Below are 12235 nucleotides of genomic sequence, written 5' to 3' on the forward strand. Positions count from 1 at the left end.
AGGGAAACCGCACATGACCACCATGGCCATCGTCACCGGCGACGCCGCCGCCGCGCGCCGCGCGCAGCGCCGCTCCGGGCGCAGCATCCTGTACACCGCAGTGGGGATCCTCTTCCTCGCGATCATGCTGTTCCCCGTCTATTGGATGATCAACGCCTCGCTGCAGCCGTCGGGAAACACGCTCACCGCGTCGCTCTTCCCCTGGAACCCCAGCTTCGCCGGGTACGAGAAGGCGATCGCCGACCAGGGAGCGAACCTCGTCACCAGCCTCATCATCTCGGTCGGCACCGTGATCCTGAGCCTCGCGATCGCAGCGCCGGCCGCCTACGCGCTCGCGCAGTTCCGCTACCGCTGGATCAACGTGGCGCTGCTCGCGGTGCTGATCGCGCAGATGATCCCCGGGATCGTGATCGCGAACGCGCTGTACGCGGCGTACAACGACCTCGGCATCCTGAACACGATCCCCGGCCTCATCCTCGCGGATGCGACTTCGGCGATCCCGTTCTCGATCATGATCCTGCGCGCCTTCATGATGAGCGTCCCACCGTCCATCATCGAGGCGGCACGTGTCGACGGGGCAGGGCACTTCCGGGCGTTCTGGTCGATCGTGCTGCCCGTGGCCAAGAATTCGCTCATCACGGCAGGACTCTTCGCGTTCCTGTTCTCGTGGAGCGACTTCCTGTTCGCGTTGACCCTCACCACGACCGAGGACATCACCCCGGTGACGCTCGGCATCTACCAGTACCTGGGAACCCAGGTCGCCAACTGGAGCGCCGTCATGGCGACCGCCGTGCTGTCGTCCATCCCTGCCATCCTGCTGCTGGTGCTCGCTCAGCGCTACATCGCGGCGGGGGCCACCGGCGGCGCCGTCAAGTAATCGTCCGAACCACACACCGAGGAGAACCAGAATGACCGGGATCACCACGCCCGACAACCCCGTGCGCGTCGTCGTATGGGGCGAGAACCGTCACGAGCAGGTCGAGCAGAAGGTGCGCGACATCTATCCGAACGGCATGCACACCACGATCAGAGAGGGCATCGAGGAGAACCTCGGCGATCGAGCGGTCGTCACCACCGTCACCCTCGACGATCCGGAGCACGGGCTGACCGAAGAGCTGCTGGCGAACACCGATGTGCTCGTCTGGTGGGGGCACGCCGCCCACGGCGACGTGGCGGACGAGATCGTCGACCGCGTGCACAAGCACGTGCTCGCAGGCATGGGCCTGCTGGTGCTGCACTCCGGGCACTGGTCGAAGATCTTCGGCAAGCTGATGGGCACCAGCTGCACGTTGCGCTGGCGGTCGAAGGACGACCGCGAGGTGGTGTGGACGGTGGACCCGACGCATCCGATCGCGCAGGGCATCCCGCATCCGTTCATCATCCCGGCGCAGGAGATGTACGGCGAGTTCTTCGACGTGCCGGCCCCCGACGAGCTGGTGTTCCTGTCGACGTTCTCGGGCGGCGAGGTGTTCCGCAGCGGCATGACCTACCGGCGCGGGTTCGGCAAGATCTTCTTCTTCAGCCCCGGCGACCAGGACTACCCGGTGTACCACCAGGCCGAGGTGCGCAAGGTTCTCTCCAACGGAGTCGAATGGGCGCGGACCCTGCGCCCGGAGCGCAAGAGCCCCGTGCTGCTGCGCTACGAGCGCGAGGACTTCTACAACGGACAGGGCTATCAGGGGGCGATGGAGCGATGACGTTCCGTACGGTCGCGGCAGATCGACCGCTGCGGCTCGTCCAGGTCGGTGCCGGAGGCATGGGGCGCGCCTGGCTGCGCACGATCACGGCGAACCCGGATGTCGAACTGGTCGGCCTGGTCGACCTCGACCTCGACACCGCGCGTGCCGCCCTGACGGATGCCGGACTCGACGGCGTCGAGATCGGCCGCAGCGCCGCGGCGGTCGCGAAGGCGACGTCGGCGGATGCCGTGGTCAACGTCACGGTTCCGGAGGCGCACCTCGTGGTGAACCGGGAGGCGCTCCAGGCCGGGCTGCCGGTGCTGTGCGAGAAGCCAGCGGCGCCGACCGTCGCTGCGGCGATGGTGCAGACGGCGATCGCCGAGGCCGCAGGTGAGCTGCTGATGATCAGCCAGTCGCGACGGTTCTTCCCCGCACTGCGCGCACTCCGGCGCGAGGTGGCAGGACTCGGGACGATCGGCACGGTGCGCACGGACTTCTTCAAGGCGCCGCACTTCGGCGGGTTCCGCGAGCAGATGCCGCACGTGCTGCTCGTCGACATGGCCATCCACGCGTTCGACGCTGCGAGATATGTCGTGGATGCCGAGCCGGTATCGGTGTACTGCGAGGAGTACAACCCCGAGTGGAGCTGGTACGACGGTGCGGCGAACGCTGTCGCGGTGTTCGAGTTCGACGGCGGCGCCCGCTACGTCTACGACGGCAGCTGGTGCGCCCCCGGTCTCGAGACCTCCTGGAACGGATCGTGGCGAGTGAGCGCCGCCGACGGCTCGGCCGAGTGGGATGGTGACGGCGCTCCGCGCGTGCACCGGCCGGATGCCGGCGAGCCGGCCGTCGCGTCGGTCGAGCCGAGTCCGTCGGAGCTCGCCGGATCGCTTGCCGCGTTCGTCGCGGCGCTGCGCACGGGCCGCGCACCGGAGAACGCCGCGCGCGACAACCTGCGCAGCCTCGCGATGGTCGAGGCCGCCGTGCAGTCGGCCGAGACCGGTGTGCGGGTGCGCATCGACGACGTCCTCGAGCAGGCTCGTCAGGATGCACTCGCGCTCACCGACCGTGAGGACGTGCGGACGGTGCTCGAAGCCGCAGGGTGAGCGCTCGCCCGCCGGGGGCCGACACACCACCCGTCGGACGTTTCGGCTGATTCGGTCCGACATCTGGCGTGTCGGCCCCCTGGGTGGTGTCGAACGACCACGTCTGCCTCATTCGGCAGGCGTCCTGACAAATCCGTCGTAGGCTCGGAGGACACGACGAAAGGACAGCGGATGCGCGTTCTCGGACTGCTCTCCGGCACTTCCCACGACGGGATCGACGTCGCGGTCGTCGACTTCACCGAGACCGACGGCCGACTGCACGGCCGGGTGCTCCACGAGGACAGCGTCCCCTACGCGCCCGAGCTGCGCGCCCGTCTGGTCGCCGCCCTTCCCCCGGCGCAGACGACCATGGCCGAGGTCTGCGAGATCGACACCCTGATCGGTCAGGCCTTCGCCGAGGTCGCAGCGGATGCCGCGGCATCCGTCGGGGGAGTCGACGCCGTCTGCAGCCACGGGCAGACCGTCTTCCATTGGGTCCAGGGCGATCATGCCCGCGGGACGCTGCAGATCGGACAGCCCGCCTGGATCGCCGAGCGCGTGGGTGCGCCCGTGATCTCGGATGTCCGCATCCGCGACATCACCGTCGGCGGGCACGGCGCACCGCTGGTGTCCTTCCTGGACGAACTGCTGCTGCGCGACCGTTCGGGGTTTTCTGCGGCGCTGAACCTGGGCGGCATCGCGAACATCACGGTCGTCGGCGACGGCACGGTCTCGGCGTACGACATCGGCCCCGCGAACGCGCTGGTCGACGCGATCGTCACCGCCGAGCGGCTCAACGATCTCGGGTACGACGAGGATGCCGCGATCGCCCGCGCCGGCCGGGTCGACGATGCACTGCTCGACGCGTTGCTGGCCGACGCCTATTACTCCCTCGCGGCGCCCAAGAGCACGGGCAAGGAGCACTTCCATCTCGACTACATCCGCGCGACGGTGGCCGAGCAGGGACGCGACATCCCGGTCGCCGACCTCGTCCGAACGCTTGCCGAGCTCACGGTCCGCACGGTCGCGCAGGACGTCCGACGGGCGGGGATCGTCTTCCTCGCGGTCTCCGGAGGCGGATGCCGAAATCCTCTGATCATGCAGGGCCTGCGCGACGCGCTGCCGGAGGTGGAGGTCGTGCTCGCCGATGAACTGGGCGCGTCGGCGGACGCCAAGGAGGCGATCCTGTTCGCCCTGATCGGGTGGTGCACGATGCACGGCGTCCCCGCCGTCATCCCCGGCGGTACCGGTGCGCGCGAGCCGCGGATCCTCGGGACCATCACACCCGGCGACGGACCCCTGCGGATGCCCGAGCCGGTGACCGGCGTGCAGAGCCTGACGCTGGGCTGACGTCAGCGCGTTCTCGGCCGGTCGTCGTCGTCCCAGGGCCCCTCGTACCACTCGCCGCGGTCATCGCGCTTGGGGCGCTTGAGCAGCTGGACCGTGATGAGGGTCAGCGATGAGATCCCGATGAGGATCAGCACCAGGAAGAGCATGTCGCTCTGGTTCATGGCCGTTTTCCTTCCGCGGCATCCGCGACGATCTTCGCGATACGGGCGGCCCGCGTCTCCGGACGCTTCGCCATCGCGATGTGCGTGAGGCCGAACTTCTTGACCGACTTGGGGAACGCGTCCCAGTTCGCGCGGGCGATCGGCGAGGCATCCAGCGCCGCGGCGAACTCATCCGGCTCGATGCCGGCCTCCGGTCCGTCGAGCATCGTCCACGAGCCGTTCGCCTTCGCGACCTCGACCGCCGTGCGGCCGGCCGGGGCGAGCATACCGGCGGCCTCGAGCTCCGCGAGGCGTGCCTTGTTGGTGGCCGCCCACCCGCTGGACGGTCGACGCGGTGAGAACCACTGGCCGACCGTGGCGTCGTCGAACGTGCGCACCGGACCGTCGATCCAGCCGAAGCACAGTGCCTGCCGGACGGCATCCTCGTAGCCGACGCCCTCGGTGCGCGAGCCTCGGATGCTCAGCAGCCAGACACCGGCCGTGCGGGTGTGGTTGTCCTCGAGCCAGGAGCGCCACGCCTCGGCATCCGCCGCGCGCAGCTGCTCGCCGTCGTCGAGGGCTCCCATGTCAGGCGTCCGGGAGCAGATCGGCGACCGAGTTCACGACCTCGTCCGGGCGGAACGGGTACTTCTCGATCTCGGCCTGGTCGCTGATGCCGGTGAGCACGAGCACCGTGTGCAGCCCCGCTTCGATGCCGGCCACGACGTCGGTGTCCATGCGGTCGCCGATCATGCCGGTGCGCTTGGAGTGCGCGCCGATCTTGTTCAGCGCCGAGCGGAACATCATCGGGTTGGGCTTGCCGACGACGTAGGGCTCCTTGCCCGTGGCCTTCGTGATGAGAGCGGCGATCGCGCCGGTGGCCGGGAGAGGACCGTCAGCGCTCGGACCCGTCGCATCGGGGTTCGTGACGATGAAGCGCGCGCCCTTGTTGATGAGGCGGATGGCCTTCGTGATGGCCTCGAACGAGTAGTTGCGCGTCTCGCCGACCACGACGAAGTCGGGGGAGGTCTCGGTCATGACGAACCCGGCATCGTGCAGGGCCGTGAGGATGCCGGCCTCGCCGATGACGAACGCCGAGCCCCCGGGCACCTGCTGCTGCAGGAATGCCGCCGTGGCCAGCGCGGAGGTCCAGATCCGGTCCTCCGGAACGCTCAGGCCGCTCGCCCGCAGACGAGCGGACAGATCCCGCGCCGTGAAGATCGAGTTGTTCGTCAGCACCAGATACGGGGTGCCGGATGCCTCCCAACCGGCGAGCAGCTCGGACGCACCGGGGATGGCGTCGTTCTCATGGACCAGCACGCCGTCCATGTCGGTGAGCCAGCATTCGATCTCGGTGCGTTCTGCCATGTGCTCAGCCTAGACGTGCGCGCCGACGAGATGCCGCCCGCACGAGCACCGCCCGCCCCCGAGGCGGGAACGGGCGGTGCTGCTGTGCGATGGGCGTCAGCCGCGCGGTGCCTTGCACGCGTTGCCGTTGCCGTGTCCCTGGCCCGCGCCCTCGCCCTTGTCGTGCCCGTTGGCCTTGCCGTTGCCGCCGCCGGGGTGGGGCGACGGCGCCGCAGCCTCGACCGCGTCGCTCTGCACGGATGCCGCGTCGAGCGCCGTCACGACCCAGGTCGAATCCGGGTCGGCGTCGGCCGGGATCTCGTATTCGAACGAGGTCGCGTCGCCCGCCCAGACGCGGTCGACCAGCGCGCCGGGGGCCTGCACGACCTCATCGGCCGATCCGGTCCCCGCGTACACGGCGAAGAAACGGGCATCGCCGCACTGCGCCCACGACAGCGTCGAGCCGTCCTGGGTGACGCTGCCCGGCGCGGTCACGTCGCCGTCCGAGAGCCACGGCTTGGCCGGTACGAGGGTCGGGTACGAGAACGCCTCGGCCTTCAGCAGCTCGACCGCCTCGTTCTTGGCCTGGTGGCGAGGCTGCAGGGCCGGCGCGACCGTCGACAGATCCGTCGGGCGCATGTCGTTGTAGCTGAACAGGACGCTGCCGTCGATGCCGTCGAGCTTCTGGTTGAAGCGGATCTGGTTCGGCACCTCCTGCGGGTTCATCCACGCCGACTCGAACCCGCCGTTGTTGACGTGCTTGTAGAGGGCGTGTCCGGTGTAGATCTGAGTGCGGCTGTCGGCCGTCGTGCCGCTCCACCACTCGGCCAGCTCACCGTACGGCGCCGCACCCTGGTCGAAGCTCCAGTAGATCTGCGGCGTCAGGTAGTCGACCAGCTCGTCCTGCACCCATCCGCGGGTGTCGGCGAAGATCGACGAGCTGTAGCTCTGCGACGACGTGATCGGGGTGTGCGATCCGGCCGGGTCGTTGGCGTTGTGCTCCCAGATGCCGAACGGGCTGACGCCGAACTGGACGGCAGTGCCGCTCGCGGTGTTGTGCGTCGTGATCGCATCGCGGACGTCGGTGATGAGCCCTGTCACGTTGTCACGTCGCCACTGCTCGATACCGGCCGTGGTGTCCGCGTACCCCGCGGTCAGTCCGTACTGCTCGAATGTCGCGCGGTCCTCGCCGGCCTCGCCGAAGAAGACGTTCACGCCGTTGACGGTGATCCGGTACGGGTAGAAGTAGTCGTCGAAGTGGATCGCGTCGACGTCGTAGTTCTCGACGATCTCCGCCACGGATGCCGCGACGTAGTCGCGCACCGCTGGCTGGCCAGGGTCGAGGAACAGCTTCTCCTCGAAGGACAGGACGAGTTCCGGATGCCGGACGGCGAAGTTCTCGTCGGCGAGGATGCCTGCAGCGTTGAGCGCCGCGATGTACTCGGGCGTGCTCAGCGCCTTGACCTGCTCGGCGGTCATGCCCAGCGCGGTGAGGATGGCGGAGGCGGTCATCTTGGTGTTCGTCACGCGGTAGGGGTTGAGCCACGCGTGGTACTCCATGCCGCGTTCGTGGGTCGCCTCGATCATGTGCGCCAGCGGGTCGTATCCGGGATCGGTGCCCTGCGGGCCGCCGAGGAACTCGGACCACGGATTGATCTCGGACGGGTAGTACGCGTCGAGCAGGGGGCGCACCTGGAAGATCACGGAGTTCATGTTCCACGACTCGAAGTCGTCCAGGACGGCGTCGTACTTCGCGGCGAAGTCGGCTTCGCCGGTCGGCTTGCCGAAGTTGAGGTTTCCGATCGTGGCGACCCAGGCGCTGGAGAAGCGGCGGGGCTGTTCGACCAGATCCGTCGGGATCGAGACCTGCGTTCCGGAGCCGGGGTACGTCTCCACCGGCGTCGTGCTGTAGCCGTACGTGCCGTCGGCGTTCTTGACGTACTTGTAGAGCACGTCTTCGTCTGCGCTGGTCGTCGCTGCGGCGGCCGTCGGGGCGGCGATCATCAGCAGAGCGGCTGCGGCCGCAGCCAGGGGGCGTCTCTTCATCGAGTCCTCACTTCATCGATTGTGACAAGGATTTTCATAGTCTTGCACAATCGTGGAAATTATTGCCATACCGGGATGCGGTCGTCCACCGAGCGGTCGCGTCGGCGACTAGCGGCTCAGCCAGATGGCGTGCGCGGCGTCGTCGAGGTCGCGTTCGACGGCGCCGACGACCACGCTCGACTCCCGCACGAGCACCTCGGCCCCCACGCCGAGGCCTGCCGTCTCCAGCGTCCGCAGCAGTTCGGGGTCCCGATCGTCGACGCGCAGAACCCGCCCGGTGTGACCGGCAGGGGCATCCGCCAGCAGGACGAAGGGCACACGCTCGACGTGGCCCTCGGCATCCGGGATGGCATCGCCGTGCGGGTCGAAGCGCGGGCGCCCGAGGCGCTCGTCGATGCCCTCGAGAAGGCGATCGCTGATCGTGTGCTCCAGCACCTCGGCCTCGTCGTGCACCTCATCCCAGGCGTACCCGAACTCCTGCACGAGCCACGTCTCGATCAGGCGGTGGCGGCGCACCATCGCCAGCGCGCGGGACAGCCCGGCATCCGTCAGCCGCACCGCACCGTACGGCACATGCGAGACGAGCCCGGCGGCGGCGAGCTTCTTGACCATCTCGGTGACGCTGGAGGGAGCGATGCCCAGCTTCGCCGCCAGCTGCGACGGGGTGATCGGGGCATCCTGCCACTCGGTGTGCGCGTACACCGTCTTCAGGTAGTCGTCTGCTGCGGGGGAGGCCACCGCTCCAGACTACGCTGGCGAGGTGAGCGAGACCCCCGAGCGCAGCACCCACGGCGTCGGCCCCTGGGAGGGCGAGCGGCCGACGGGCGACCAGTACGACCCCGAGCTGCTCGAGCACGGCGACACCCGCAACGTCATCGACCGGTACCGCTACTGGCGGATGGAGGCGATCGTCGCCGACCTCGATACGAAGCGGCATCCGTTCCACGTCGCCATCGAGAACTGGCAGCACGACATGAACATCGGCTCCATCGTGCGCAGCGCCAACGCGTTCCTCGCCGACACGGTGCACATCATCGGGCGTCGTCGGTGGAACAAGCGCGGCGCGATGGTCACCGACCGATACCAGCACGTCGTGCACCACGAGGATGTCGCGACGTTCGCCGCCTGGGCGCGCGATGCCGGGCTGCCGATCATCGCCGTGGACAACGTCGGCGAGGCGGTGCCCGTCGATCGAGCCGATCTGCCGGAGCGATGCGTACTGCTGTTCGGCCAGGAGGGGCCAGGGCTCACCGAGGAGGCGCTCGCCGCGGCATCCGGACATATCGAGATCACCCAGTACGGGTCGACCCGGTCGATCAACGCATCGGCGGCCGGCGCCGTGGTCATGTACGAGTGGTGCCGGCGGTACGCCGGCTGAGCCCTGCGGGCCGACCGGCCTCCCCGAGCGTCCGATACGAGAGGATGGGCGGGTGATGACGACGGAGCAGCGGGCCAGGCGACACGCGCCGCGCGCGTGGCAGCGGCTCGACGTGATCACGACCGCGGTGCTCGCGGCGATCCTGCTGCCGGCGACCGTGGCGGCGCTCGCGCAGCCTCCCGGACTCACCGGGCTGCTGCTGGCCGCGGCCATCGCGCTGTTCGCGCTGCTGCATGTGCTGTCGTTCGTCGCGATACGTCACCCGCTGGTCGCCTTCGTCGTCGCGAGCGCGCTCATGCTCGCGCTGGCGCTCATCCCGGTCGGCGGGGTGAACTCGGCCGCGATGTATCCGTCCGGCATCGCGTATCTGCTCGTGCTCGGCCAGGTCGCGCTCCAGTGCGACCGCCGATACAGCACCGCCGCACTCGCCGTCGGCATCGTCGGAGCGATCGTCGTGGTGCTCACGACGCCGGGACTCGACAACCCGCTCTGGCAGCTCGGCGGTTTCATCGGGCTGTCGGCGGCGATCGCGGCGTCCTGGGCCCTCGGCGTCCTGCAGCGGCTGCGACGAGAGCGCGCGGATGAGGAACTGCGCACCCGAACGCAACGCGCCGTGGCCGAGGAGAGAGAGCGGATCAACCGCGACCTGCACGATCTCGTCGCGCACGCCACGACCGTGATGATCGCCCAGGCCGAGGTCGCCAGGGCGTTCCTGCGGGAGGACCCCGAGACGAGCGAACGGGCGCTCGGGGTGGTCGTCGGCACCGGGCGGGAGGCGCTCCGGGGCATGCGCGGGATCGTGGCGGACGACGCCGGCCGCACTCCTGCTCCGGACCTGGACGCCGTGCGAGCACTGGTCGAGACCGCACGCAGCCCCCGGGCTGTGGTCGAACTCGACGAACGCGGTGCGGTCGGAGTGCTCGAGCCGGTCGTGGTGCTCGCGCTGCACCACGTCGTGCGCGAGGCGCTGACGAACGCGCTGCGGCACACCGAGCCGCCCGTGCGGGTGGCGGTGACCCTCGACTGGCGCGGCGCCGCACTCGTCGCGACCGTTCGCGACGACGGGGGCGCAGGGCGTCGGGTGACCGAGCTCGGTGCCGGTGTCGGGCTCGTCGGACTCGCCGAGCGGGTGCGGCTGGCCGGCGGGTCGCTGTCCGCCCGAGCCGCGGCGGATGGCTGGGTCGTCAGGGCCGAGCTGCCGCGCGCGGATTCCACGACGGCGACGGGGGAGGACCGACCATGACGATCAGAGTGCTCCTGGCCGACGACCAGGACCTGCTGCGTGAGGCGCTCGCGATGATGCTCGGCCGCGACGAGCGGCTCGAGATCGTCGGCTCCGTCCGTTCGGGAGACGAGGCCATCGCCTTCGTGCGCGGCCAGGCCGTCGACGTCGTCCTGATGGACGTGCGGATGCCGGGCACGGATGGGATCGCTGCCACCGCGGAGGTGCTGCGGCTGCGACCGCACACGCGCGTGCTGGTGCTGACGACGTTCGACCTCGACGAATACGTGTTCGCGGCGGTGCGTGCCGGAGCCAGCGGGTTCCTGACCAAGGATGCCGCCCCGCAGGAGGTCGCGGATGCCGTGGCGGCGGTCGCGCAGGGCGACCCGGTGCTGGGCGAGCGGGCGATGGCGGCGATGATCGCCTTCGTGCGGGACGGTTCGCCCGCTCGGGAACCGGATGCCGCGTTGGCCGTGCTCAGTCCGCGCGAACAGGAGGTCGCGCTGCTGCTCGCAGGCGGCGCATCGAACGATGACATCGCCCGCCGGCTGTTCCTGTCGGCGAACACCGTCAAGACCCATGTCAAGGCCGTGCTCGCCAAGCTCGGTCTGCCCGATCGCGTCCACGTCGTGATCTGGGCATACGAGAACGGTGTGCTGCGCCCGGGAGAGTGAGGACGGCGGGTCAGACCGCCTCCAGGGCTGGCCGCACCGGCGGCGACCGGGAACACCCGAGCGCGACTCGCCGGATCTCACCCGTACGGGTGACCCCGGTCGCCACGGTGGGCGATGTGCGGGCAGGGCGCGCGTTCCTAGCGTGGGGGCATGTCGAATCGAATCCGCTCGCTGCTCCTTCTCACCGCCGTCCTCGGTGGTGCGGTCATCGCCGCCGTGACGCTGCTCCGGCTCCTCGCCCCCGATGCTGTCGCCTGGACGGACGACCTCGCTCCCACCTTCCTCGAACGGGTCGGCGGAACGACCGCCGAATCCGTCATCGTCCTGTGCGCGGCGCTCGGCGCCGTCGCGGTCGCCGTGCTCGCCGCCACGACGCTGCGAACGACGAACTCGAGCCTGACGGCCCTGCGCGTCGTCGGTCTGCTCGTCGCGGCGATCATCGCCTTCGGGACACCCGGCGGCGTGATCCCCGCCGCCGGCTACACGTTCGCCCTGCTCGTGCCCATCGGCATCGTGGTGGCCACGACGCTGCTGGCCATCCGCCGCCCGTGGATCGGAGTGCCCGTCGCTCTGCTGGTGATCGCGGTGGTCGTCTACGCCGCGACGAACCTCGAAGGGGCATCCCTCCTGCCGAGCATCCTGGCCGCCATGGTCGGCATCCTCCCGACCATGCTGATGTCTCTCGCCCATGCGCTGACGGCGGCGTCCCTGCTCACCTGGGTGATCGGCGTCAGTGTCGACACCCGGGGATCCTTCGCGCGCGGGGTGCTGCGTCACCGCGTCGCGATCACCGTCGTGGCCGCCCTGTGCGCGGTCCCGTACACGTTCGCCCGTCTCACGTGGCTCACTCCCTGGCCGATGTTCGGCGGCAGCGCCGAGATGTTCGCCGAGTCGCCGGGCACGCAGCTGACCGGGTTGATGCTCGGATCCGCGATCCTCTTCGGCGGGGTGCTCACGCTGGGCCTCGTCCGTCCGTGGGGGGAGCGGTTCCCCCGTTGGATGGCCGGTCTCGGCGGGCGAGCCGTCCCGCCCGCACTGGCGATCCTCCCTGCGGGTTTCGTGAGTGTGCTCTTCACGGCCGGCGGCATCGAGTTCGCGGCCGAGGGACTCGGGTCTCCCGCAGGCACCGTCGACACGCTCTACGTCATGGCGATGTTCCCGTTCTGGCTCTGGGGTCCGCTGCTCGGGCTGGCCGCGTGGGCCTACGCGATGCACCGCGCCGACCGGGCCGCACCCGCACAGGATGCCGAGGACAAGGCGGCTCGTGCTCGCGCGATGGCTCACCTCGCCGAGATCGAGAGCCGGGAGGCGTGA

General features: G+C 69.6%; 13 protein-coding genes. 8 read left to right on the forward strand and 5 right to left on the reverse strand.

Features of this window, described 5'->3' with window-relative positions:
* Window positions 1–22 precede the first annotated feature (22 nt).
* The 4 genes from ACFCYE_RS03445 to ACFCYE_RS03460 all read left to right on the forward strand — a co-directional run bounded on the left by ACFCYE_RS03445 (window position 23) and on the right by ACFCYE_RS03460 (window position 4114).
* Window positions 23–877 (forward strand): carbohydrate ABC transporter permease, encoded by an 855-nt coding sequence (locus ACFCYE_RS03445; RefSeq protein ID WP_376177129.1) that lies wholly within the window; start codon window positions 23–25, stop codon window positions 875–877.
* 31 nt (window positions 878–908) lie between these two features.
* Window positions 909–1697: a ThuA domain-containing protein gene (locus ACFCYE_RS03450; RefSeq protein WP_376176292.1), complete on the forward strand. Its 789-nt coding sequence runs from the start codon at window positions 909–911 to the stop codon at window positions 1695–1697.
* A complete protein-coding gene (locus ACFCYE_RS03455; RefSeq protein WP_376176294.1) occupies window positions 1694–2785 on the forward strand; it encodes a Gfo/Idh/MocA family protein in 1092 nt (363 codons plus the stop codon). The genes ACFCYE_RS03450 and ACFCYE_RS03455 overlap by 4 nt, the downstream gene beginning before the upstream one ends.
* Before the next feature lie 171 nt (window positions 2786–2956).
* Window positions 2957–4114 (forward strand): anhydro-N-acetylmuramic acid kinase, encoded by a 1158-nt coding sequence (locus ACFCYE_RS03460; RefSeq protein ID WP_376176296.1) that lies wholly within the window; start codon window positions 2957–2959, stop codon window positions 4112–4114.
* A 2-nt stretch (window positions 4115–4116) separates the two neighbouring features.
* On the opposite strand, the gene ACFCYE_RS03465 is transcribed toward ACFCYE_RS03460, so the two are convergent.
* The 5 genes from ACFCYE_RS03465 to ACFCYE_RS03485 form a co-directional block, all read right to left on the reverse strand.
* On the reverse strand, window positions 4117–4275 hold the full coding sequence (locus tag ACFCYE_RS03465) for a hypothetical protein (protein WP_376176298.1): 159 nt from the start codon (window positions 4273–4275) through the stop codon (window positions 4117–4119).
* The gene (locus tag ACFCYE_RS03470; protein WP_376176300.1) at window positions 4272–4841 is read right to left on the reverse strand and encodes a YdeI family protein; all 570 of its coding nucleotides are present in this window, start codon (window positions 4839–4841) and stop codon (window positions 4272–4274) included. The genes ACFCYE_RS03465 and ACFCYE_RS03470 overlap by 4 nt, the downstream gene beginning before the upstream one ends.
* Window position 4842: 1 nt before the next feature.
* On the reverse strand, window positions 4843–5622 hold the full coding sequence (locus ACFCYE_RS03475; RefSeq protein ID WP_264156570.1) for an HAD-IIA family hydrolase: 780 nt from the start codon (window positions 5620–5622) through the stop codon (window positions 4843–4845).
* Between the two features lie 96 nt (window positions 5623–5718).
* Window positions 5719–7647: a glycoside hydrolase family 10 protein gene (locus tag ACFCYE_RS03480; RefSeq protein ID WP_376176301.1), complete on the reverse strand. Its 1929-nt coding sequence runs from the start codon at window positions 7645–7647 to the stop codon at window positions 5719–5721.
* A gap of 108 nt (window positions 7648–7755) precedes the next feature.
* Window positions 7756–8385 (reverse strand): metal-dependent transcriptional regulator, encoded by a 630-nt coding sequence (locus ACFCYE_RS03485; RefSeq protein WP_376176303.1) that lies wholly within the window; start codon window positions 8383–8385, stop codon window positions 7756–7758.
* A gap of 22 nt (window positions 8386–8407) precedes the next feature.
* On the opposite strand from ACFCYE_RS03485, the gene ACFCYE_RS03490 reads away from it, so the two are divergent.
* From ACFCYE_RS03490 to ACFCYE_RS03505, 4 genes are all read left to right on the forward strand, one after another.
* Window positions 8408–9025, forward strand: coding sequence for a TrmH family RNA methyltransferase (locus ACFCYE_RS03490; protein ID WP_376176306.1), 618 nt, complete (start codon window positions 8408–8410; stop codon window positions 9023–9025).
* A gap of 55 nt (window positions 9026–9080) precedes the next feature.
* A complete protein-coding gene (locus ACFCYE_RS03495; RefSeq protein ID WP_376177131.1) occupies window positions 9081–10268 on the forward strand; it encodes a sensor histidine kinase in 1188 nt (395 codons plus the stop codon).
* Window positions 10265–10921 carry a response regulator gene (locus ACFCYE_RS03500; RefSeq protein WP_376176307.1) on the forward strand — a complete coding sequence of 219 codons (657 nt, stop codon included), beginning with the start codon at window positions 10265–10267 and terminating at the stop codon, window positions 10919–10921. Before ACFCYE_RS03495 ends, ACFCYE_RS03500 begins: the two co-directional genes overlap by 4 nt.
* A gap of 150 nt (window positions 10922–11071) precedes the next feature.
* Window positions 11072–12235: a hypothetical protein gene (locus ACFCYE_RS03505; protein WP_376176309.1), complete on the forward strand. Its 1164-nt coding sequence runs from the start codon at window positions 11072–11074 to the stop codon at window positions 12233–12235.

This window comes from Microbacterium sp. NPDC056234 (genome assembly GCF_042267585.1).
Lineage (GTDB): Bacteria > Actinomycetota > Actinomycetes > Actinomycetales > Microbacteriaceae > Microbacterium.